This is a genomic window from Herbaspirillum seropedicae (assembly GCF_001040945.1).
GTDB classification, from domain to species: domain Bacteria; phylum Pseudomonadota; class Gammaproteobacteria; order Burkholderiales; family Burkholderiaceae_D; genus Herbaspirillum; species Herbaspirillum seropedicae.
Genome location: NZ_CP011930.1, coordinates 1379260 through 1402378 on the forward strand (window position 1 = coordinate 1379260; position 23119 = coordinate 1402378).

20 protein-coding genes, 1 other RNA gene and 1 riboswitch are annotated in these 23119 nt (G+C 64.0%); of the genes, 8 read left to right on the forward strand and 13 right to left on the reverse strand.

What is annotated here, in order from left to right; genetic code table 11:
• Window positions 1–159: 159 nt before the first annotated feature.
• Both ybgC and ACP92_RS06105 read right to left on the reverse strand, forming a co-directional pair.
• Window positions 160–594, reverse strand: a complete 435-nt coding sequence (ybgC, locus tag ACP92_RS06100; protein WP_013233243.1) for a tol-pal system-associated acyl-CoA thioesterase — start codon at window positions 592–594, stop codon at window positions 160–162.
• A gap of 203 nt (window positions 595–797) precedes the next feature.
• The gene (locus ACP92_RS06105) at window positions 798–1550 is read right to left on the reverse strand and encodes an SDR family oxidoreductase (protein WP_013233244.1); all 753 of its coding nucleotides are present in this window, start codon (window positions 1548–1550) and stop codon (window positions 798–800) included.
• 196 nt (window positions 1551–1746) lie between these two features.
• Window positions 1747–1846: riboswitch (ZMP/ZTP riboswitch) on the forward strand.
• 140 nt (window positions 1847–1986) lie between these two features.
• On the opposite strand from ACP92_RS06105, the gene glyA reads away from it, so the two are divergent.
• Window positions 1987–3231, forward strand: coding sequence for a serine hydroxymethyltransferase (gene glyA, locus ACP92_RS06110; RefSeq protein WP_013233245.1), 1245 nt, complete (start codon window positions 1987–1989; stop codon window positions 3229–3231).
• A 274-nt stretch (window positions 3232–3505) separates the two neighbouring features.
• Window positions 3506–3985, forward strand: a complete 480-nt coding sequence (nrdR, locus tag ACP92_RS06115) for a transcriptional regulator NrdR (RefSeq protein WP_013233246.1) — start codon at window positions 3506–3508, stop codon at window positions 3983–3985.
• 93 nt (window positions 3986–4078) lie between these two features.
• Here the strand turns inward: nrdR and ssrS are convergent.
• From ssrS to recG, 5 genes are all read right to left on the reverse strand, one after another.
• Window positions 4079–4255, reverse strand: a non-coding RNA gene (ssrS, locus tag ACP92_RS24220) — 6S RNA.
• A gap of 197 nt (window positions 4256–4452) precedes the next feature.
• Complete coding sequence (locus tag ACP92_RS06120; protein WP_013233247.1) at window positions 4453–4770, reverse strand: cell division protein ZapA; 318 nt, start codon at window positions 4768–4770, stop codon at window positions 4453–4455.
• A complete protein-coding gene (locus ACP92_RS06125; protein WP_041310324.1) occupies window positions 4767–4997 on the reverse strand; it encodes a hypothetical protein in 231 nt (76 codons plus the stop codon). Before ACP92_RS06125 ends, ACP92_RS06120 begins: the two co-directional genes overlap by 4 nt.
• A 178-nt stretch (window positions 4998–5175) precedes the next feature.
• Window positions 5176–5871: a tRNA-uridine aminocarboxypropyltransferase gene (locus ACP92_RS06130; protein WP_013233248.1), complete on the reverse strand. Its 696-nt coding sequence runs from the start codon at window positions 5869–5871 to the stop codon at window positions 5176–5178.
• A gap of 270 nt (window positions 5872–6141) precedes the next feature.
• Window positions 6142–8259 carry an ATP-dependent DNA helicase RecG gene (gene recG / locus ACP92_RS06135; protein WP_041310328.1) on the reverse strand — a complete coding sequence of 706 codons (2118 nt, stop codon included), beginning with the start codon at window positions 8257–8259 and terminating at the stop codon, window positions 6142–6144.
• Window positions 8260–8469: 210 nt separating this feature from the next.
• On the opposite strand from recG, the gene queA reads away from it, so the two are divergent.
• Complete coding sequence (gene queA, locus ACP92_RS06140) at window positions 8470–9486, forward strand: tRNA preQ1(34) S-adenosylmethionine ribosyltransferase-isomerase QueA (RefSeq protein ID WP_013233250.1); 1017 nt, start codon at window positions 8470–8472, stop codon at window positions 9484–9486.
• A 29-nt stretch (window positions 9487–9515) separates the two neighbouring features.
• Window positions 9516–10646 (forward strand): tRNA guanosine(34) transglycosylase Tgt, encoded by a 1131-nt coding sequence (gene tgt, locus ACP92_RS06145; RefSeq protein ID WP_013233251.1) that lies wholly within the window; start codon window positions 9516–9518, stop codon window positions 10644–10646.
• A 22-nt stretch (window positions 10647–10668) separates the two neighbouring features.
• Here tgt and ACP92_RS06150 read toward each other — a convergent pair whose 3' ends face one another.
• The 5 genes from ACP92_RS06150 to ACP92_RS06170 all read right to left on the reverse strand — a co-directional run bounded on the left by ACP92_RS06150 (window position 10669) and on the right by ACP92_RS06170 (window position 17378).
• Window positions 10669–12483 carry an ATP-binding response regulator gene (locus ACP92_RS06150; RefSeq protein WP_013233252.1) on the reverse strand — a complete coding sequence of 605 codons (1815 nt, stop codon included), beginning with the start codon at window positions 12481–12483 and terminating at the stop codon, window positions 10669–10671.
• Window positions 12484–12487: 4 nt separating this feature from the next.
• A complete protein-coding gene (locus ACP92_RS06155; RefSeq protein ID WP_013233253.1) occupies window positions 12488–13102 on the reverse strand; it encodes a response regulator transcription factor in 615 nt (204 codons plus the stop codon).
• Between the two features lie 158 nt (window positions 13103–13260).
• Window positions 13261–14214, reverse strand: coding sequence for an HDOD domain-containing protein (locus ACP92_RS06160; RefSeq protein ID WP_013233254.1), 954 nt, complete (start codon window positions 14212–14214; stop codon window positions 13261–13263).
• On the reverse strand, window positions 14215–15252 hold the full coding sequence (locus ACP92_RS06165; protein WP_041310331.1) for an HD domain-containing phosphohydrolase: 1038 nt from the start codon (window positions 15250–15252) through the stop codon (window positions 14215–14217).
• 5 nt (window positions 15253–15257) lie between these two features.
• Window positions 15258–17378 carry an ATP-binding protein gene (locus tag ACP92_RS06170; RefSeq protein WP_244273910.1) on the reverse strand — a complete coding sequence of 707 codons (2121 nt, stop codon included), beginning with the start codon at window positions 17376–17378 and terminating at the stop codon, window positions 15258–15260.
• A 474-nt stretch (window positions 17379–17852) separates the two neighbouring features.
• On the opposite strand from ACP92_RS06170, the gene ACP92_RS06175 reads away from it, so the two are divergent.
• On the forward strand, window positions 17853–18095 hold the full coding sequence (locus ACP92_RS06175) for a hypothetical protein (RefSeq protein WP_085943895.1): 243 nt from the start codon (window positions 17853–17855) through the stop codon (window positions 18093–18095).
• A 1-nt stretch (window position 18096) separates the two neighbouring features.
• Here ACP92_RS06175 and chrA read toward each other — a convergent pair whose 3' ends face one another.
• Complete coding sequence (gene chrA, locus ACP92_RS06180) at window positions 18097–19338, reverse strand: chromate efflux transporter (protein ID WP_048348672.1); 1242 nt, start codon at window positions 19336–19338, stop codon at window positions 18097–18099.
• A gap of 293 nt (window positions 19339–19631) precedes the next feature.
• Here chrA and yajC point away from each other — a divergent pair, with 293 nt between their 5' ends.
• From yajC to secF, 3 genes are all read left to right on the forward strand, one after another.
• Window positions 19632–19910 (forward strand): preprotein translocase subunit YajC, encoded by a 279-nt coding sequence (gene yajC, locus ACP92_RS06185; protein ID WP_048348508.1) that lies wholly within the window; start codon window positions 19632–19634, stop codon window positions 19908–19910.
• 166 nt (window positions 19911–20076) lie between these two features.
• The gene (secD, locus tag ACP92_RS06190) at window positions 20077–21981 is read left to right on the forward strand and encodes a protein translocase subunit SecD (RefSeq protein WP_013233259.1); all 1905 of its coding nucleotides are present in this window, start codon (window positions 20077–20079) and stop codon (window positions 21979–21981) included.
• Window positions 21982–22064: 83 nt separating this feature from the next.
• Window positions 22065–23009 (forward strand): protein translocase subunit SecF, encoded by a 945-nt coding sequence (secF, locus tag ACP92_RS06195; RefSeq protein ID WP_013233260.1) that lies wholly within the window; start codon window positions 22065–22067, stop codon window positions 23007–23009.
• Window positions 23010–23119 lie beyond the last annotated feature (110 nt).

A 23119-nucleotide genomic window follows, 5' to 3' on the forward strand; every position in this document is an offset into this window, starting at 1 on the left:
AATCTTTTGTTCAGTGAGCCTGCGGGCGATACGAAACAAAAGACGGTAAATAGAGACAGAAGTTTTCCCTGCGGCAGATCGTCCCAGCTGGCGAGAGGGGCCTGCAAGCAGGCGCGAATCTCTGAGCCATAAAGGCTCGGATGAGCTTTTCCGTTGACATCATGTGGTCTTCTTGAGGCAAGTCAGCAGTTCGTCAGGAATCGGGCGCGGCCGGAACGTGGCCTGGTCCACGCAGACGACGGTGATGCTGCCGCGGGCCAGCAGCCTGGGTTCGCCGTCCCCCGACGGCAGGCGCCAGGCCTCCTGGATGAATTGCATGGAGGCATTTCGAAGTTTTTCGACCACGACGGTCAGGCGGAGTTCATCGTCCAGGCGGGCCGGCGAGAGGTAGTCGACGTTGGTGTTCTTGACCACGAAGATGGCGCCGGTGGTCGCGGCAAGCTGCTGTTGCTGGAAGCCGAAGGAGCGCAGCCATTCGGTGCGGGCGCGCTCGAAGAACTTCAGGTAATTGGCGTAGAAGACAACGCCACCGGTATCTGTATCTTCGTAATAGACCCGGATCTTCCAGTCGAATGGACTACTGGCGGCACTCATATGCTTCTTGTTATTGGGAAATCTGCTGTGGCAGCGGAAATGGAGACAGAGGAAAAAGGATCAATCAATATTGCACTATTGCAATCACGCCCGTGACGACCGCAGACTTCTTGCGGCAGTCAGCAGGAAAGCAGGAAAGGGCAGAAGAGGCGTTCCTGCGGCACCGTGGCGGTTCCGGCAAAAACGCCATTCTACCTCATCCCTTATTGTTTGCGCTTGATGTTGAAGGGGCTGAAGCCCTGGCAGGTCGGCATCAGCTCCATGTAGTTGATGTTCACATGGGCCGGCATGGTGGCGACCCAGAAGGCTGCTTCCGCGATATCGTCTGCCGTCAGGGGCGTGGTGCCTTCGTAGACCTTGGCCGCTGCGCCGTCGTCGCCCTTGAAGCGCACGTTGGAGAACTCGGTGCCGCCGCACAGGCCGGGGGCCAGGTTGGTGGCGCGCACGCCGGTGCCGACCAGGTCGGCGCGTAGGTTCAGCGTGAACTGGTCAACGAAGGCCTTGGTCGCGCCGTAGACGTTGCCGCCCGGATACGGATAGGCGCCGGCCACCGAACCCAGGTTGATGATGGTGCCGCGGCCGCGCTTGACCATGTCGGGCAGCAGGGCGTGGGTGATGGTAACCAGGCCCTTGACGTTGGTGTCGATCATGGTTTCCCAGTCCGACAGCGCCACTTCATGGGCTGGGCCCAGGCCCAGCGCCAGGCCGGCATTGTTGATCAGGACGTCGACTTCCTTCCAGGCGCCGGTGAGGCTGGCCAGGCCGGTCTCGATGGAGGATTTGCTGGTCACGTCCAGCACCAGCGGCAACACCTTGTCGGCGCCCAGTTCCTTGACCAGGTCGTCCAGGCGCTCCTTGCGGCGGCCGGCGGCGATGACCTTGTGGCCATTGCCGGCGAATTTGCGCGCCATGGCGGCGCCGAAGCCTGCGGTTGCTCCCGTAATCAAGACGACCATCTCTTCAATCTCCTGTTGGTGTGGCGATGTGGCGTGGAACCGGCGCAGCCGGAAAGAAAAGGGAATTGTAGCCCAAAGCCGCTTTTTACGAGGGCGGGCTCGCTTTTCCCGCTGGTTTCGCTGGCATGGCGGGGTGTTGTCAGGACCGCAGGGTTCTTGCCCAAATCGCCTCGTTTCACTACAATGCGCTGACCATTTCGTCTCACGTGACTGGCGAAACGCCGGCAAAAGCCGGCCAAGATGGGGATCCATCGGGAAGCGTGAGATTTCAACAGCCGTGCGCCTGGGCAGCCGAATGGACAGTACGACTGAGGCTGCCCGCAATCCCATTCTATTTTCTGGCCCTCATTCGATTTCGGAAGTCGAGCTACCGGCATGTCCGCATCCTGCCGGTGACGCGATCTTCGGCCGCAGCTCATCAATTTGGAGAAATACCATGTTTGACAAGAACCAGACTCTCGCGAAAGTCGATCCCGACCTGTGGTCTGCCATCCAGAAGGAAAACGCACGCCAGCAGGATCACATCGAGCTGATCGCTTCTGAAAACTACACCTCGCCGGCCGTCATGGAAGCGCAAGGTTCGCAACTGACCAACAAGTACGCCGAAGGCTATCCGGGCAAGCGCTACTACGGCGGCTGCGAATACGTGGACGTGGCCGAGCAACTGGCCATCGACCGCTTGAAGGCCCTGTTCGGCGCCGAAGCCGCCAACGTGCAGCCGAACTCCGGCTCCCAGGCCAACCAGGGCGTGTTCTTCGCCATGTTGAAGCCGGGCGACACCATCATGGGCATGTCGCTGGCAGAAGGCGGCCACCTGACCCACGGCATGGCGCTGAACATGTCGGGCAAGTGGTTCAACGTGGTTTCCTATGGCCTGAACGACAAGGAAGAGATCGACTACGAGGCCATGGAGCGCCTGGCCCGTGAGAAGAAGCCCAAGCTGATCATCGCTGGCGCCTCGGCTTACTCGCTGCGCATCGACTTCGAGCGCTTCGCCAAGATCGCCAAGGAAGTCGGCGCCTACTTCATGGTCGACATGGCCCACTACGCCGGCCTGATCGCCGCTGGCGTCTATCCGAACCCGGTGCCCTTCGCCGACTTCGTCACCTCGACCACCCACAAGTCCCTGCGCGGCCCGCGCGGTGGTGTGATCCTGATGAAGGCCGAGCACGAGAAGGCCATCAACTCGGCCATCTTCCCGGGTATCCAGGGTGGTCCGCTGATGCACGTCATCGCGGCCAAGGCCGTGGCCTTCAAGGAAGCGGCTTCGCCGGAATTCAAGGCCTATCAGCAGCAAGTGGTGAAGAACGCCGACGTGCTGGCCAAGACCCTGATCAAGCGCGGCCTGCGCATCGTCTCCGGCGGCACCGAGTCGCACGTGATGCTGGTGGATCTGCGCCCGAAGGGCCTGACCGGCAAGGAAGCCGAAGCCATCCTGGGTTCGGCCCACATGACCTGCAACAAGAATGGCATCCCCAACGATCCGGAAAAGCCGTTCGTGACCTCGGGCATCCGCCTGGGCAGCCCGGCCATGACCACCCGTGGTTTCAAGGAAGCCGAAGCCGAGAAGGTCGGTAACTTCATCGCCGACGTGCTGGACAACCCGCATGACGCGGCCACCATCGAACGCGTCAAGGCCGAGGTGAAGAAGCTGACCGACGCTTTCCCGGTCTACGGCTGAATCCCGGCCTGAGCCCAGGCAGGCCGGCGCAGTGCCGTCGCGCCAGCTTGCCGGGGCAGCTCGATGTATTACCGGAAGGCGCCCGTTGTTGCGGGCGCCTTCGCGTATCTGCCTCTCGGTACACTGGATTGACCGGCGCGTTGGTGTCATCGTGCCTACCCCGGTGCCGCTGCCGGCAGGGCGGATCTGGTCAGGTCTGATCTGATCTGATCAGTCCGTCACGAAGTGCGAGGGCGCCGCCCTCTTTGTCTAGTCCAAGGGATTTATCGCCGCCATGAAGTGCCCATTCTGCAATCACGAAGACACCCCGGTGCTGGACACGCGCCTGTCCGAAGACGGCCACTCCATCCGCCGTCGTCGCCGCTGCGGCAATTGCGACAAGCGCTTCACCACCTATGAGCGCATCGAGCTGACCTTGCCGGTGATCGTCAAGAAGAATGGCAGCCGTACCGAGTTCGATCCGGCCAAGCTGCGCGGCAGCCTCATGCTGGCCTTGCGCAAGCGCCCGGTGTCCGCCGAGGCGGTGGACATGGCGATCCAGAGCATCCAGGACAAGCTGCTGCAGAGTGGTGAGCGGGAAGTGATGTCGGGTCAGATCGGCGAGCTGGTCATGCGCGAACTGAAGCGCCTGGACAAGATCGCCTATATCCGCTTTGCCTCGGTGTACAAGAGTTTCGAGGACGTCGCCGAATTCCAGGACGCCATCGCCGAGGTAGGGCAGGAGCGCAAGGGCGCCAAGCGACGCGACGATTAGCGTGCGCGGAACCCATCAATGAGAGAAGCGCACCCTTCTTGCGGTGCGCAGGCATAAAAAAAAACGGCTGCATATGCAGCCGTTTTTCTTGAATCAAGCCCCGCCTGTGCCGCTGTGCCGGCATCCTGAACCTGACGGTTCAAGTTGGTTGCAGTAGTTCAATTTCGGGTTCATCGGACTAGCGACGCTCACGCCCATCAAACGATCCCACAACCTATGCTCGTAAATGGTTCAAGGAATATATGGCAATCGCGAACACGGCAGGAGTACGAAGTCTAACGCATTCGCTGCCACGATCCAAGGCCTGTGTGAATTTTTCCCCGAGGATTTTGTAACTAGAACCTATTGAACCTATTGATGAAATGGGTTCTGGTTTTTCCTGCACGTCGCACCATGAAAAAATGGCTGCCCAGGGCAGCCATTTTGCATCGCCGATACCGATACTGACACCGGATGTCGCTGATGGGTCAGAACAGTTTTTCCTGCGGGGCAAGCGCCTGATCGACCACCTCGGTGATCGTGGCGATCTGCTGCTGCCACTGGGCCAGGGTCATGCCGGCGAACGGACCTTCATTGCGTTGCATGCTCAGCAACTCGGCAGCGATGCCCAGGCCCGCCATCACGGCAATGCGGTCGGTGCCCTTGATGCGCCCGGCGTCGCGGATGGCGCGCATCTTCTGGTCGAGATAGGCGACGGCGTGGTGCAGGGCGGCCTGTTCGCCCTCCTGGCACGCCAGGGTATAGGACTGGCCCATGATCATGGCCTGGATCTGGATGGTGCTCATGCGGCCTCCTCATTGGCGGGCGCCGCTTCTTCCTCGGCCACCGGCAATTGCGCCAGGACGGCAGAGACGCGCCGGTAGGCTTCGTCCACGCGGTGGTTGAGCGTGGCGTTGTCTTCGGAAAGTCCTTTGACTTTCCGGCGCAGCTCGGCGTTTTCCTCGCGCAGGCGTTGCGCCAGTTGGGCCAGCTGGGAGACTTTTTCAGCCAGTTGCAGGAATTCGGAACTCATGTGTTGAATGTTCGCAGGATGGGAATTGTGCTGACCGGCCTTATCGGTGTGGTCAGCAATCTTCAATTATAAGCCCATTGCACCGCGCCCAGAACAAGAAGGGACGCCAGGGCCGGCCGGAAGAGCTTGGTCCACGGTCAGCCGCATTGGTTCCTCCCGGATGCTGACGCGATGTCGCTCACTCGCCCCTGCGCACTGCCTGGCCATGCAGGCGCATATAGCCCTGCTGCAGCACGAAGTTGTCGAAGGCGGTCAGCAGCGGGTGGTATTTCTCGCTGTTGCGCTCCAGTTGCATCAAGGCATAGCCCACGGCTTCCAGCGTCGAGAGTTGTTCGGGCTTGTGCGATTTGCGGATGGTGTAGCGCGAGGCCGGCGTGTCGGACAGCACCAGGCGGGGCAGGGTTTGCAGGATGGGGTTCTCGAAGAGCATCTTGCGGCTTTTGCGCCAGGTGCCGTCGAGGATCACCAGGCGCACGCGCTGGAATTGCTCCTGTCCTTCCACCCTCATCGTGCGCGCGTCGAAGTAGGTGGTGGCCGAGGTGCTGGCGTCGTCCGTATAGAGCAGCACCGGATGGACCTTCTCGCTGGGGCTGACGTTGCGCAGCCGGGAAGGGCCATGCAGGAGCGCCTCCAGTTCGTCCGTGTCGAAGACCGAGCCGACCACCAGCTTGCTGGCCGGCAGGCTCAGGTGCAGCAGGCGCACGCTGTTCTTGGCATTGCCCACTTCCAGGGGATGTTGCAGGATCAGCACGTCGAACGCATGGTCGATGGGCGAGGTCCAGTGGCAGATGCAAGCCGTCATGGCGCGCTGGCAGATCGGGCAAAGCAGTCTGCGGGACGCGGGTTGAGCGTGTTGATCGAGCGGGGAAACCAAAATGATGGGCCTTCTTTAGGGTGCGCAATGGTTCATCTTGCTGCCGGCGAGCCCCTATTTGCGCTTTTCAGGCCACCGGCACGACAGTTCATCTCGGTAGGCTAGATTGATCCCTGCATCGTTCGACGTCAATCGACATTAAGCGAAGATACTCTCGATTTTTAGGGATATTGAAATGCAATTTTAACCAGAGTGAAGGCCGGCCCTTGTCGACGTCAATCGTTTGATACAAGCTGTAAGGCTTTGTTGACGCATAACACGCCTCACCCCTTACACTTTGAGATAATCTTCCCGTCCTCCGAGCCAGCGGGCCAGATGACGATCGACGATGTCCGGGGCGTGCTGGAGCAGCGCCTGGGCCGTATCGCGCGCCTTTTCCACCAGCCACTGGTCGGTGGCCAGGTCGGCGAAGCGCAGCATGGCTTCACCCGACTGGCGCGCACCGAGGAATTCGCCGGGGCCGCGGATGTCCAGGTCGCGCCGGGCGATCTCGAAGCCGTCCGTGGTTTCGCGCATGGTGGCCAGGCGCTGTTTGGCCGTGCCGCCCAGCGGCCCCTGATAGAGCAGCAGGCACACGCTGGCCGCCGATCCCCGTCCCACCCGCCCGCGCAACTGGTGCAGCTGCGACAGGCCGAAACGTTCGGCATGTTCGATCACCATCAGCGACGCATTGGGCACATCCACGCCCACCTCGATGACCGTGGTGGCCACCAGCAGATGAATGGCGCCCCGGCTGAAGCCTTCCATGACCATCTGTTTTTCCACCGGTTTCATGCGGCCATGCACCAGGCCGATCTGCAGGTCGGGCAGGGCGGCCGAGAGCGCCGCATGGGTGTCGGTGGCGGTCTGCAACTGCAGCGCCTCGGATTCCTCGATGAGCGGACAGACCCAGTAGATCTGCTTGCCTTCCAGCGCGGCGGCATGGACCCGTTCGATCACCTCGTCCCGGCGGTTCTGGTCGATCACGCGCGTGACGATGGGTGAGCGGCCTGGCGGCAGTTCGTCGATCACCGATACTTCCAGATCGGCGTAATAGGTCATGGCCAGGGTGCGCGGGATGGGCGTGGCCGACATCATCAACTGGTGCGGCACGGCCGGCGAGTCGTGATCGGCCGGGTTGAAGCTCTTGTTGCGCAAGGCCAGCCGCTGGCCGACGCCGAAGCGGTGTTGCTCGTCCACGATCACCAGCCCCAGGTTCTCGAATTGCACCGTGTCCTGGATCAGCGCGTGGGTGCCGATGACCAGCCGTGCCGCGCCGGACTCGATGTGCGCCAGCGCCTCGGTCTTTTCCTTTTTCTTCTGGCTCCCGGAAAGCCAGGCCACGCCGACATCGAGCGGCTCCATCCAGGCAGCGATCTTGCGGAAATGCTGCTCGGCCAGGATTTCAGTGGGCGCCATCAGCACCGCCTGGCAGCCGCTGTCGATGGCCTGCGCCGCCGCCAGCGCCGCCACCACCGTCTTGCCGCTGCCTACGTCGCCCTGCAGCAGCCGCTGCATCGGGAAGGACTGGCGCAGGTCGGCGCGGATTTCTTCCAGGACGCGCTGTTGCGCCCCGGTCAGCTGGAAGGGCAGGAGCCTGGTCAGTTCCTCGGTAATGCGTCCAGTCACCGGCAGCGCGCGCGCGCTCTTGGCGCGGCGCGCCGCCTGGGCGCGCTTGAGCGAGAGCTGCTGGGCCAGCAGCTCGTCGAATTTCATCCGTATCCAGGCCGGGTGGGATTTCTCGATGAGCGCATGTTCATCCACGTCCGGCGGCGGGTTGTGCAGCAGGCGCACCGAAGGCTCGAAGGCGGCCAGGTTCAGCGTGGCCAGCATCGAGGGCGGCAGCGTATCGCTCCAGTCCAGCCGGCTCATGGCGTTGGCAATGGCCTTGCGCAGGTAGGCCTGGGACAGGCCCTCGCCGGCCGGATAGACGGGGGTGAGCACGTCCGGCAGCGGCGCGCCCTCGTTGACCACCTTGTAGGAGGGATGGACCATCTCCGCGCCGAAAAAGCCGTGCCGCAATTCCCCGCGCACCCGCAGTCGCGTGCCTTCGGCCATTTGCTTGGTCTGGCTGCCGTAGAAGTTGAGGAAGCGCAGGGTGAGCTGGCCGCTGTCGTCGCCCACGGTCACGATCAACTGCCGACGCGGGCGGAACTGCACCTCGCAGGAGCTCACCACGCCTTCCACCTGCACGGTCTGCAAGCCGCGCATGGAGGCTTCGGCGATGCTCATGAGGCTGGTTTCATCCTCATAGCGCAGCGGCAGGTGCAGCACCAGGTCCATGTCGTTGTGCAGGCCCAGCTTGGCCAGCTTGTTTTCGGGCTTTGCAGCCGGCTTTGCAGCCGATTTTGCGGCGGTGGCCTTTTTCTTCGGGGCCGGCGGGCTGGTTTTCTTCGCGGTAGCGGGCATGCGGTCGGCGTTGGTTGGACGAGGAGCCATTGTGACTAGTCGCACGCGCATATGGGAAAAACGCGCAGACAGCGTAAAATAGCGGGTTACGCTATTTTACTGTGAATATTTACAGTATCAATCCCGCCGGCAACACTTCTTGCCCGGGAAGCGCCCTGGCGCAGCGCCACGAGCGCCGCCGCGCATCGCCTCCACCCATATTTTGCACGCATGTACTCTCTTTCCGACTTCGATTTCGAGCTCCCCCCCGAGCTGATCGCCCAGACTCCGCTGGCCGAGCGCAGCGCCTCGCGCCTGTTGCAGGTGCAGGGTGCGCAACTGACCGACCGCCGCTTTTCCGACATCGTCGATCTGCTGCAGGCCGGCGACCTGCTGGTCTTCAACGATACCCGCGTGATCAAGGCGCGCCTGTTCGGCGTGAAGGAAACCGGCGGCAAGATCGAGGCGCTGGTCGAGCGTATCCTCGATCCGCGCACCGTGCATGCCCAGGTGCGCGCCTCCAAGTCGCCGCCGCCCGGCACCCGCATCCGCCTGGCTGACGCCTTCGAGGTGACCGTCGGTGAGCGTTTCGGCGAGTTCTACACACTGCACTTCCCCGAGGATGCCTTCGCGCTGCTGGAGCAATACGGCAGCCTGCCGCTGCCGCCCTACATCGACCACGAGGCCGACGCCTACGACGAGACGCGCTACCAGACCGTCTACGCCAAGGAGCCCGGCGCGGTGGCCGCCCCCACCGCCGGCCTGCACTTCGACCAGGCCTTGCTGGAACAACTGGCCGCACGGGGCGTGCAGCAGGCCTTCGTGACCCTGCACGTGGGCGCCGGCACCTTCCAGCCAGTGCGGGTGGAAGACCTGTCGCAGCACAAGATGCACAGCGAGTGGTACACCATCCCGCCGGAAACGGTGGAGGCCGTGCGCGCGGCCAAGGCTGCTGGCCGCCGCGTGATCGCGGTGGGCACCACCAGCATGCGCGCGCTGGAGTCGGGCTCGCAGAGCGGCGCGCTCAAGGCCGGTAGCGACGACACGCAACTCTTCATCACCCCCGGCTATACCTTCAAGACCGTCGACCAGCTGGTGACCAACTTCCACCTGCCCAAGTCGACCCTGCTGATGCTGGTGTCGGCCTTTGCCGGCTATGAGCTCATCCGCGCCGCCTATGCGCACGCCATCGCGCAGAAATATCGTTTCTTCAGCTATGGCGACGCCATGCTGCTGACCCGTACCTGAGCAACCTGAACAAGAAACCCGAGAGCACCATGCTGGAATTCACCCTGCTGAAAACCGACGGAAAGGCCCGCCGCGGCCGCGTCAAACTGAACCACGGCACCGTCGAGACGCCCATCTTCATGCCGGTGGGCACCTATGGTTCGGTCAAGGCCATGTCGCCGCTGGAACTGAAGGAGATCAACGCCCAGATCATCCTCGGCAATACCTTCCACCTGTGGCTGCGCCCGGGCCTGGAAGTGGTCAGCAGGTTCGGCGGCCTGCACAAGTTCATCGGCTGGGACAAGCCCATCCTGACCGACTCCGGCGGCTTCCAGGTGTTTTCGCTGGGAGAGATGCGCAAGATCACCGAAGAGGGCGTGCATTTCGCCTCGCCCATCAACGGCGACCGCCTGTTCCTCTCGCCGGAAATCTCCATGCAGATCCAGCGCGTGCTCAATTCCGACATCGTCATGCAGTTCGACGAATGCACCCCCTACGAGATCGATGGCCGCCCCGCCACCCGTGAAGAAGCCGGCAAGTCCATGCGCATGTCGCTGCGCTGGGCCAAGCGTTCCAAGGATGAATTCGATCGTGGCGAGAATCCGAACGCGCTCTTCGGCATCGTCCAGGGCGGCATGTTCGAAGGCCTGCGCGATGAATCGCTGGCCGGGCTGGAAGAATTGGGCTTCGACGGTTTCGCCATCGGCGGCCTGTCGGTAGGCGAGCCCAAGGAAGACATGATGCGCGTGCTGGAACACGTGGGCCCGCGCCTGCCGGCCGACAAGCCGCACTACCTGATGGGCGTGGGTACGCCGGAAGACCTGGTGGAGGGTGTGGCCAATGGCGTGGACATGTTCGATTGCGTCATGCCCACCCGCAATGCCCGCAACGGCTGGATCTTCACCCGCTACGGCGACGTCAAGATCAAGAACGCCAAGTACAAGAACGATGACCGTCCCTTCGACGAGAGCTGCGACTGCTACGCCTGCAAGAACTTCTCGCGGGCCTACCTGCATCACCTGCATCGCGCCGGCGAAATCCTGGGCGCGCGCATGAATACCGTGCACAACCTGCACTACTACCTGCAATTGATGCAGGAGATGCGCGACGCCATCGACGCCGGCACCTTCCAAGACTTCGTGAAGAAATTCAAGGAAGACCGCGCCCGCGGCGTGGACTGATGAGGGCCAGCTGGCGCTGGCGCTAACGCGGGTGGGCCTGCCGGGCTTGCCCCGACAGGCGTTGCAACTGCTCCCACAATTGCGCCGGCGCAACCGGCTTGTGCAGCATCGGAATGCCGCTCTCGGCGGCCTCGCGCAGCCGCGCCGGCGCGGTGTCACCGGTGATGAGCAGGGCGCTGACCGGCTTGCCCAGCACGCGCCGCACGACAGCGATGGCGTCGGTGCCGTTGCTGTGCTGGCGCAGGCGGTAGTCGCTGATGACCAGCTCCGGCAGATGTTGCTGCGCCAGCGCCTCGGCCTGTTCCAGCGACTCGGCGCAGTGACAGCGGCAGCCCCAGTGTTCCAGCAGTTGCGCCATGCTCTCGCGCACGCGCTGGTCATCGTCGATCAGCAAGACCCGCAAGCCATGCAGATCATGCCGCACCGGCGGCGGTAGCGGCCGCAAGGCCGCCGCCAGGGAGGCGTCGTCCTGGCGCGCCAGGGGCAGCGTCAGGCGGAACACGCTGCCGCGTCCCGGGACCGATTGCACGCTCAGCGTAAGCCCCTGCAGGCGCGCCAGCCCTTGGGCGATGGCCAGGCCCAGCCCGAGACCCTTGCGATGGTCCCGCTCGGGATTGCCCAACTGGCGGAACTCTTCAAAGATCTCTTGCTGCTGGGCCGCAGAAATGCCGGCCCCGGTATCCCATACTTCCAGCCAGGCCTGCCCACCGCGCTGGCGGCAGGCCACCAGGATGCCGCCACGGTCGGTGTAGCGGATGGCGTTGGAAACCAGGTTGCGCAGGATCAGTTCGGTCAGCGAAGCATCGGCGCTGACCACCGCCCGGCTCTCGCGGCAGCGAAACACCAGCCCCTTGGCTTCGGCCTGCGCGGCCATTTCCTGGCTGATGCGGCCGACCAGCGCCTGTACCCTGAAGCGGGTGACCTGAGGCTCCACCACCCCGGCTTCGATGCGCGAATAATCCAGCAAGGTATGCAGCATGTCAGCGCAGTTGTCGGCCGCACGGCGCAGCTTGGCGACCACATCGCGCTGCATGGGGTCCAGCGGCGTCGTGTTGAGCACCTCCAGAAACAGGCCCTGCGCGTGGATAGGCTGGCGCAGGTCGTGGCTGGCCGCCGCCAGGAACTTGGACTTGGCCGCATTGGCCTGCTCGGCCTGGGCCAGCGCTTGCTGGGTCCTTTCGGATTCGTGCTGGAGCCGCCGGATCAGTTCGGTATTTTCATAGCGCAGCGTGATGGCCGCCTGGGCTGCACGCGCGCTGTTGCGCGCCTGCACCAGCAGCGAGGCCACGTAGAGCAGGGCCGCCGCGCTGAGCACCTGCAGCGAGGGATCGTGCATGATCCATACCCAGCCGGCCAGCATGCCCAGTTCCACGATGCAGAATGAAATGAAGACCGGCAGCACCGGGGAAAGGATGGACATCGAGTTGCCCGCCACCCCGGCCAGCACGCCGATGGCCAGGATGCTGCCGCCGGGACTGCCGGTGTCCAGGGCCACCGCCGCCAACGCGCCCCATGCCGCGCCGTCCAGGCCATGCAACAGCATGAGCCGGCGGCGCACCGCGCCGATCTGCTGCGGTGTGATGCTCATGGCCAGTATGCGCCGGGCATCGGCAAAATCGATCAGCTTGGAGACGATCACTCCGCCGGCCCAGGCCAGCAGCGGCCACAGTCCAGCGCGCTCGCCCAGGGCATAGACGATCAGCAGCGCCACCAGGATGCCGGGCACCACCGAGCTGCCCAGGTTGCCGCACAGCAGCCGGATCTGTTCCACCTGGATCTGGTGCGCCACGGCGTCTGGCGCAAGGGTGCCGGGACGAGGCGGGGAGGACGCGTCCATGGCCTCAGCTGACCAGGCCGCGCCGGCGCGCTGCGAAGGCCGCCTCGGCGCGGTTGTCCACGTCCAGCGCCAGGAGGATGGCCTGGACGTGGCCGCGAATGGTGTTTTCCGACAGGTTCAGCCGCCGCCCGATGGCCTTGTTGGTCAGGCCCTGGCTCAGCAGCCCCAGCACCTCGTACTGGCGCGGCGTGAACTGGGCCTTGTCATCGGGCTGGTCGCCGCGCAGGTTCTGGCAGGGCGTGAGCCCACCGCCGACCTTGGCGATCACGGCCATGATGTGTTCTGCCGTGGCCGCCTTGGAGACGAAGGCCGATGCGCCGCGCTGGAGCGCCTGGCGAACCGTATGGTCGGTGTCGTCGGCCGACAGGATGATGGCGGGCACGCCCGGCCATCTGCGCGCCAGCACGGCCATGCCGTCGATGCCGTTGAGCCCGCCCAGCTGGATATCGATCAACAGCAGGGTGGGCGCGTCTTCCTCGTCGCCTTGCAGGTGCAGCGCCTCTTCCAGCGAGGCTGCTTCGGACAGGCGCGCCTGCGGCAGGCTGTTTTGCAGCACCAGGCGCAGGCCGCTGCGAAACAGGGCGTGATCATCAATGATGAGGAGATGAGGCGTGGACATCGGCAAGGCATCCTCCCACAGTCCTTGTGACGGACTGCCGGTATGGTTGGGATTTTTATGCCGCGATTCTACGCCTTAATTCCGGCTGCCAGCTGTCAGCTGTGAACTGCCGACGGCCTCACATGATCTGGCGCAGCCGGCGGGTTTGGCGGCGGGGTTCAGCAGGGAGCGCCGCCTTGGGCGCGCTGACGGAGGGTTTCAAGGGATCGTGCGTCCAGCGCCTGCCAGGGAGAGGTCCCGGCGATGCGCATGGTCTGCGTCCACTCCTGCCAATCCTGGCCGGCCTGCTGGTACAGCACTAGCAGGTCGTGCGGCGCCAGTTGCAACTGCGCCAGCGCGGTCCCGGCCCGGGCTAGCGCCGCCTGGGCCTGCTGCGCCGGGCCGCAGCCCAGCTCAGCCATGGCCTGCGCCAGATGCAGGGTCCAGACGATCTCGTCCTGGCGCGTGGCGGCGATCTCGCCGATGACCACGGGGGTTTCATAGTGCAGCACGGCGTCGCAGAAGAGGTCGGGAATCTTCCAGTCCTGCATCAGCGCGGCGGCGATGTTGAGATGGTTGAAGCCGAACAGTGACTGTTCCATTGCCCGGCGGGCCGGCGCATCCAGGGCGCGCGTGAGCAGCGCCGAGTAGCCGGTCGGCTGCGCGGAGGCCAGGGTGAGCTTGCCGATGTTGGCCAGCAGGCCGGTGGTGAACATTTCGCCCAGCGGCGCTACGCGGAGCTGGCTGGTGACCGCCTGGGCGCTGCAGGCCATGGCAAAGCTGTGCGCCCAGAAGGCGGGCAGGCTGAAGTTGGCGCAGGAGGCCGGCGCCCGGGTTTCGGCCAGCGATAACGCCAGCGCCAGCTGGCGCACCGCCTGCAGACCCACCAGCAGGAGGCTGTCCATGCTCACCGAGGCAATCGGCCGCACCCGCTGGGCGTTGAGCACGTTGACGATGCGGATGATGCGCCCCGATAGCGCCGGATCGGCCTGCACCAGGTGGATCAGTTCGGCCATGTCCGGATTGTCCTGGGCGCACAGCCGCATGATGGTCAGGCGCACCCCGCCCGGTGACGGCAGGGCCTGGGCGCTGCGCAGCTTGTCAAACAGGGTCGGTTCGATGAAGGTCAGCATTCACTTTCCTTCCTGGTAGCGATTGAAAATCTCCAGCACCTCCTCCCACCCGGCGAAGAAAGCTTCCACGCAACGTGGGTCGAAATGGGCGCCGCTCTGCTCGCGCAGGTACTGCGAGGCCCGCTCCAGGCTCCAGCCCGGCTTGTAGGGGCGCGACGAGGTCAGGGCGTCGAACACGTCGGCCACGGCGACGATGCGACCGTAGAGCGGGATCTGTTCACCCTTGAGGCCATTGGGATAGCCGCTGCCATCCCATTTTTCGTGGTGGGTAAGGGCGATCTGCGAGGCTGTCTGCAGCAGCGGCGAGGGACTGGCCACCAGGATGTCGGCGCCGATGCGCGCATGCATGCGCATGACCTTGAGCTCCTCCTCGTCGAGCCGGCCCGGCTTGAGCAGGATGTGGTCGGGAATGCCCATCTTGCCGATGTCGTGCATGGGCGCGGCATTGAGCAGCAATTCCTGCTGCTGGCTGTCCAGGCCCATCCGGGCGGCGATGATCCTGGCGTAGTTGGCCATGCGCGTGAGGTGTTCGCCTGTTTCGGGATCGCGATAGCCGGCCGCGCGCGCGAGCAGATCCACCGAGTCCAACGCCAGCGTGTCGCTGTGGCGGACCTGCTGGTCCACTTGTTCGGAGAGGGTGTCGATCTTCTGGCTCATGGCCAGTTGCGACCTGCGCATGGCCAGCATGTTCTTGACCCGCGCCAGCAGCTCCACCCGGTTGACCGGTTTGGAGAGGAAATCGTTGGCGCTCATCTGCAGGGCGGTATGGCGCACCTGCAGGCCCATGTCGGCGGTGATCATGATGACCGGGGTCATTTCCTGCCCGGGCATGGCGCGAAAGCGCGAGAGGAAATCCAGGCCATCCATGCCGGGCATCATGTAGTCCAGCAGGATCAGGTCCGGTGCATGCTCCTGGCACCAGTCCAGGGCCTGGCGCGCATCTGCACAGGTGTCGATACGGGTTTGCGGCACTTGCCCCAGCATGTGCGAGAACAGGGACAGATTGGTCTTGTCGTCATCCACGATCAGGATGTTCATATTGCTCATAGGCCCCTCGTCTGGCTTGCTTGCAGGTGTTGGCACAGTTGTGCGAATGTCGCGGCGCAGGCCTGTGCCCGCGTGCGTGTCTGCGCCAGATCTCCCTGGCGCGCCGCCATTTCCATTTCCCGTCCCAGCTGGCCCAGCGCATCCAGGCCCAGGTTCATGCAACTGCCCGCCAGCCGGTGTCCCAGCGCCTGCACCTCGTCCAGTGCGGGTTCTTGATCCTGGCAGTGCGCCTGCAGCTCCTGCATCAGCGGGCTGGTGTGCTCGACAAACATGGCCAGCATCTCATGGGCCAGGGCGCGGTCTTGGCCAAACAGTTCCTGCAGACGGTCTTCATCGATCAGTTGCGGCGCCGCTGGCGCACTACCTGCCGACGCCGCGGACGGCGGCAGGTAGTGCGCCAGCATGGCCGACAGCTGCGAGCGCAGCAGGGGTTTTGTCAGGTAATCGTCCATGCCTGCTTCCAGGCAGCGCTCACGATCACCGGCCATGGCATTGGCAGTCATGGCCACGATCGTCGTATGGGCCAGCTCGCCTTGCATGCGACGGATGCGGCGCGTGGTTTCGTAGCCGTCCAGCAACGGCATCTGGCAATCCATCAGGACCAGGGCATAGCGGTGGCGCGCCAGCCGTTCCAGCGCCTCCAGGCCATTGGCGGCGATGTCGGCCGCATAGCCCATGGCGTTGAGCTGGTACACGGCGACCTTCTGGTTCATCACATTGTCTTCCACCAGCAGGATGTCGCGCTGGCCGGAGTGGCCCTGACGTGGCGTTGCCGGCGCGGCCATCCGGGCGTGCGGGCTGGTCTGGGCCTCCGCTGCGCTGTCGGTCACGCCTAGGGCGCGCAGCAACTGCTGCTTGCGCAGCGGTAACTGCAAGACTTCATGATGGGGTTTGCTGCCCGTATCCAGTCCATGCACGCCATGGTCAAGCAGCACCCGGCGCAGCGCCGGCCGTTCGGCCTGCAGCCGCGCCATGACCGAGACCGCATCCAGGTCCTGGACCTGGGTGCTGACGATGACGGCATCGATGCCGCTGGCGCTCGCGCCCGGGCCGGTCAGCGCCGCCAGTGCATCGCTGGCGCTGCCAAAGCGCAGGGTTTCCAGGGCGGCGCTGCGCAGGTATTCGTGCAGCATGGCGGCGCTGGCGTCATGCGGTTCGACCAGTGCAATGCGGCGCGGCCGGTCGGCGGCCGGCGGTTCGCTGCGGATCATGCCCGGGCCCGTCGTCACCGGGATGCCCAGTTCGAACCAGAAGCACGAGCCCGTCCCCAAGGCGCTTTCCACGCCGATGCTGCCGCCCATCAGTTCCACCAGGCGCTTGCAGATCGACAGGCCCAGGCCGGTGCCGCCATATTGACGGGTCACCGAGCTGTCGGCCTGGGCGAAGGGGGAGAACAGCCGACGCAGTGTGTCCTCATCCATGCCGATGCCGCTGTCGCGCACCTCGAAGCGGACGCGGCAGTGATCGCTCGTCACCTGCAGCGCCTGCACCCGCAACAGCACTTCGCCGGCGTGGGTGAACTTGAGCGCATTGCCCAGCAGGTTGAGCAGGATCTGGCGGATCCGTCCCGGATCGCCCACGAGTCGGGGCGGCAGGCGGCTGTCCAGATGGGCCAGCAGGCGCACCCGCTTTTCCCTGGCCTTGAAGGAGAGTGCTTCGGCGCTGGCCTCGACCACCTTGGCCAGGTCGAACTCGACCACGGCGATGTCCATCTTGCCGACGTCGATCTTGGAAAAATCCAGCACGTCATTGACGATGCCCAGCAGGGCATGGGCGGAATCCTCGATGGCCTTGGCGAACTCGGCCTGCTGGGTATCCAGGCGCGTCGAACGCAACAGGCCGGCCATGCCCAGCACCGCATTCATGGGCGTGCGGATCTCGTGGCTCATGGTGGAGAGGAAGGCGCCCCGGGTCAGCATGGCATGGTCGGCGGCTTCCTTGGCCTGTACCAGCTTCTCGGCAGTGCGCGCGTTTTCCCGCAGCAGCCGCAACAGGGTCAGCGCATGGATGCCCCAGATGGCCGCCAGCACCAGCTTCTGCCAGGCCGGCAGGGCGCCCTGTGCCAGTGCAACTGCCGCCAGCACGGCAAAGCAGGTCTCTGACACGATGAGCAACATGCGCCCCTGGCGCGCAGCCCTGCCGCCCGGACTGCCCGATGTGCATCGCATCACAAGATTCTCCCCATGGTTCCTCCCCCGTTGGCATGGGCATTCCGTGTGGTCCGGATGCCTGTTGCAATCAATTATAACGAATAATATTTATAATTATCGAAATTGGTTTATTTGTTTAGTGTCCATCAGGTCAGGGTGTCGGGAAAACCACGCGTATGACCGCATGCTGGTGATGCGCATCGTCCCGCCGTCACGACGTTTGCTACGGATTCCCGCTGACCGTTCTGGTTACAGTGACAATCTTACCAGAGAATGATAATAAATTAATTAATTTGTTTTATTCGTTTAAATCACTTAATATGGCTTCAGGATGTAAAACAAGGCAACGGCCACAACCACAACAATTCCCAGGAGCCGCCAATGAAGCGTGATTTCTCTTTGATATTGCCTGTTCGGCCTGCGCGGTCCGAATGGATCCGCTTGACCGGTCTGCTGGCCTTGCTTCTGATGAGCGCCCTGGCCTGGCAGCGGCCCCATGCGGCCACGGTCGGCAAGTTGACCATGTCGGCGCTGGTCTTCACGCGTTGCCAGGTGCGCGTCAATGTGGTCGATGGCATGGCAGCCGTCTCCAATCTCTGTGGCGCGGTCCCCAACGGCGCCCAGGATGGCCGCGCCTTCCTGCTGGTGGACCAGCAGGCGCGCTCGGTGCTGGTAGTTTACTAGCCTAGCCGGCCAGCCCTGGCAGCAGCACCGCCAGCACGACCAGCAGCACCACGGCCCAGGACGGCATGCGCAAGTACACCAGCGCGGCCAACGCGGCCAGCGCCACCAGCAGGTCGCGCAGGCTATGGATGGCGCTGGTCCAGACGGGCTGGTAGAGCGCTGCCAGCAACAATCCCACCACCGCCGCATTCACGCCCGCCAGCGCAGCTTGCATCGGGCCGTTGCGGCGCACGCTGTCCCAGAACGGTAGCAAGCCGATCACCAGCAAGAACGAAGGTGTAAAGATGGCCACCAGGCACAGCAGTCCACCGGCCACGCCATTGGGCCAGGACGACATCACCACGCCCAGGTAGGCGGCCAGCGTGAACAAGGGGCCAGGCACCGCCTGCGCCGCGCCGTAGCCGGCCAGGAAGACATCCTTGTCCAGCCATCCCGCAGGCACCAGCTCGGCCTGCAATAAGGGCAGCACCACATGGCCGCCGCCAAAGACCAGCGAGCCCACCCGGTAGAAGATGCTGGTCAGTTGCAGCCAGGAAGCCGGATGCCAGGCGGCCAGCGCAGGAATGCCCAGCAGCAGCCCCAGGAACAGCAGCAGGCAGGCGGCGCCCACGCGCCGGTTCAGCGTCGGCGGCAAGTCGTCCAGGCGGGCTGTCGGTACGCTCTTGAGCAACAGCCAGCCGGCCAGCGCTGCTGTGACGATGATGGCCAGTTGCGCCAGCGCCCCGCTCATCAGCAGCGCCGCCAGCGCCGCGGCCAGCGTGATCACTTGCCGCTGCAACCCCCGGCACAGACTCCCGGCCATGCCCCAGACTGCCTGGGCCACGATGGCCACGGCCACGATCTTCAGGCCATGCACCACTTCTGCCGAGAGCCAGTGCGCCTGCTGCAGCACCGACAGCGCCAATCCCATCAGCAGCAGCGCCGAGGGCAGGGTGAAACCCAGCCAGGCCGCCAGCGCGCCACCATAGCCCGCGCGCAGTACGCCGATGGCCATGCCGACCTGGCTGCTGGAGGGGCCGGGCAGGAACTGGCACATCGCCACCAGATCGGCATAGGCCGCCTCCGACAGCCAACCGCGCCGCGCCACGAATTCCGTACGGAAATAGCCCAGATGCGCCGCCGGTCCGCCAAAGGAGGTCAAGCCCAGGCGCAGGAAGACCAGGAACACCTCCCAGCAAGCCCCTGGCGAACCGCTTGCACGGGGTTGGTTGGCGGTAACGGAGTGGGGAGGCTGGGCGGGCATGGGCAGGGCCAAGGCGAAGTGGAGGGGGCGGATAGGGGCGGATATGGGCGCTATCTTAGAAGCGAGCACACGGAAAATGAAGCATTTTTCAGCAGCGGCGCAGGACCTGCAGCCCCCCGGTCCGGACAAAAATCCCCAATTTGCCCTTGATCTACGGCAAGCTGTCCCGATTTGGCGGTATAGCGCCTGCGCAATGCTAGAATGCAGGGCTATTTTTCAATCAACCTTTGGAGCCTTACGTGTTTATTTCCGACGCATACGCGCAAACGGCCGCAGCAGCCCCTGGTGGCGCGATGGGCAACCTGGCCAGCTTCCTGCCGATCATCCTGATGTTCGTGGTCCTGTACTTCCTGATGATCCGCCCGCAGATGAAGCGTCAGAAAGAACAGAAAGCCATGATGGACGCACTGGCCAAGGGCGACGAAGTCGTCACTTCCGGCGGTATGCTGGGCCGCATCACCAAGGTGGCCGATGGCTACATCACCATCGAAGTGTCGGAAGGCACCGAGATCATCGTGCAAAAGGGTGCGGTCACGACCCTGCTGCCCAAGGGCACCATCAAGGGCCTGTAAGCCGGCCTCACCGGTTCGGCCGGCGTGATCCGGCGAACCCATGGGCGCATCGCTGATGCGCCCATGTTGTTAGAACGGCGCGCAGGAACCTCGGGTTCCGTGCGCCGGTTCTGAACAGGGCGGCAGGTCCCTGCCTCCCTCTCCCGCAAGCAAGAAGCACAAGACCATGAATCGTTACTCTCTCTGGAAATACGCACTGATCGTCCTGGCCCTGCTGTTCGGCGTGATCTATACCGTCCCGAACTTCTTCGGCGAATCTCCTGCGGTGCAGATCAGCAGCGCCAAGTCGACCCTCAAGGTCGAGCCTGCCGTGGCTGGCCGTGTCGATCAGATCCTGAAACAAGGCAATCTCGGCGCAGAGAGTGTGGCGTTCGACAACAGCGGTTCGCAGCCCTCGGTGCGCGCCCGCTTTGCCACCACCGACATCCAGTTCAAGGCCAAGGCCCTGCTGGAAAAGGAACTCAATACCGACCCCAGCGACCCGACCTACATCGTCGCCTTCAACCTGCTGCCCAACACCCCGCAATGGCTGCAGAGCCTGCATGCCTTCCCGATGTACCTGGGCCTGGACTTGCGCGGCGGCGTGCACTTCCTGATGCAGGTCGACATCAAGGCGGTCCTGAACAAGCGCCTGCAGGGCATGCAGGCCAGCGTGCGCAGCCTGCTGCGTGACAAGAACATCCGCCACAGCGGCATCAGCCGTTCCGGTGACAGCATCGAGATCTCCTTCCGCGATGCCGACACCCGCAACAAGGCCCGCGCCGCCCTGGGCGAGCTGCAGGAAATGCTGCTGACCGACGCCGGCAGCGGCGATGACCTCAAACTCATCGCTACCCTGCGTCCCGAAGCCCTGAAGCAGACCCAGGAAGACGGCGTCAAGCAGAACATCAGCACTCTGTCCAAGCGCGTCAACGAGCTGGGCGTGGCCGAGCCGCTGATCCAGCGCCAGGGCGCCGACCGCATCGTGGTCGAGCTGCCGGGCGTGCAGGACGTCTCGCGCGCCAAGGACATCATCGGCCGCACCGCCACGCTGGAAGTGCGCATGGTGGACGAAAGCGTGGTGCGCGGTACCGAAGAAACCACCGCCATCCCCTTCGGTTCCGAACTGTTCAAGATCGGCAAGGGCGCGCCCGTGGTCCTGAACAAGGAACCGGTGCTCACCGGCGACTACATCTCCAACGCCTCGGCCAGCTTCGATGAAAACCACCAGCCGGCGGTCAGCATCGACCTGAACGGCGACGGCGGCCGCAAGATGCGCGAAGCCACCCGCGACAAGGTGGGCAAGGCCATGGCCATCGTCCTGTTCGAAAAGGGCAAGGGCGAAGTCCTGACGGTGGCCACGATCCGTTCCGAACTGGGTTCGCGCTTCCAGATCACCGGCATGGGTTCGCCCGAAGCCGCCAGCGACCTGGCCCTGCTGCTGCGCGCCGGTTCCCTGGCCGCGCCCATGGACATCATCGAAGAGCGCACCATCGGCCCGCAACTGGGCGCCGACAACATCAAGAAGGGCTTTGACTCGGTGCTGTATGGCTTCCTGGCCATGGCCATCTTCATGGTGATCTACTACCAGCTGTTCGGTTTCTTCAGCGCCCTGGCGCTGTCGGTGAACGTGCTGCTGCTGGTGGCGCTGCTCTCCACGCTGCAGGTCACGCTGACCCTGCCCGGTATCGCGGCGATCGCGCTGGCGCTGGGTATGGCGATCGACTCCAACGTGCTGATCAACGAGCGCATCCGCGAAGAACTGCGCGCCGGCAATTCGCCGCAGGCCGCCATCGCCGCCGGTTTCGATCGCGCGTGGGCGACCATCCTGGACTCCAACGTGACCACCCTGATCGCCGGCCTGGCGCTGCTGATCTTCGGTTCCGGCGCCATTCGCGGCTTTGCCGTGGTGCACTGCCTGGGCATCCTGACCTCGATGTTCTCGGCCGTGTTCTTCTCGCGTGGCGTGGTCAACCTCTGGTATGGCCGCAAGAAGCGCCTCTCCAGCCTGGCCATCGGCCAGATCTGGAAGCCCGAGGGTGAGGTGCTGACCACCTCCGGCAAGGCTTCGGCCAAGCGCGACGGCAAGTAAGCCGCGGTACGACGACATAGCAGCACAGCCAGAATTGAGCCGGCCTCCCCGATGATCGCGGGGCCGGCACCGAAAGGATAGTGATGGAATTTTTCCGCATCAAAAAAGATATTCCCTTCATGCGTCATGCCCTGATCTTCAATGCGATCTCGGCACTGACCTTCGTGGCCGCGGTGTTCTTCCTGTTCTCCAAGGGATTGCACTTCTCCATCGAATTCACCGGCGGCACGGTCATGGAAGTGGCCTACAACAAGCCGGCCGACCTGGAGAAAATCCGCAAGTCCATCGAAGGACTGGGTTACCGCGACACCCTGGTGCAAAGCTTCGGCACCGCCCAGGACGTGATGATCCGCCTGCCCGCGCAAGCGGGCGTGAATGCCAGCCAGCAGACCGAGAAGGTCAATGCTGCGCTCAAGGCCGATGATCCGGACGTGCGCCTGCAACGGGTGGAATTCGTCGGTCCCCAGGTGGGTGACGAGCTGGCCCACGATGGCCTGCTGGCGCTGGGCATGGTGGTGCTGGGCATCGTGATCTACCTGGCCTTCCGCTTCGAATGGAAATTCGCGGTGGCGGCGGTGATCGCCAACCTGCACGACATCATCATCATCCTGGGCTTCTTCGCCTTCTTCCAGTGGGAATTCTCGCTCACGGTGCTGGCCGCCATCCTGGCCGTGCTGGGCTACTCGGTCAACGAATCGGTGGTGGTGTTCGACCGCGTGCGCGAAGCCTTCCGTGACCGCCGCTTCGGCAAGCTTTCCCCGCCGGAAGTGCTGAACCATGCGATCACCAGCACCATGTCGCGTACCGTCATCACCCACGGCAGCACCGAAATGATGGTGCTGGCGATGTTCTTCTTCGGTGGCCCGACGCTGCACTACTTTGCGCTGGCGCTGACCATCGGCATCCTGTTCGGCATCTATTCCTCGGTGTTCGTGGCCGCGGCCCTGGCCATGTGGCTGGGCGTGAAGCGCGAAGACCTGATCAAGCCGGTCAAGGTCAAGGACGAGAACGGCGGCGCAGTGGTCTGATCCAGCGCTTCCCGCACGACGATGAAAGGGCCGCCGCGTACATGCTGCGGCCCTTTTTCATGAGAGGCCTATCCCGACGGGGCAGGCCGGACAACACCGCACTGAAGTAT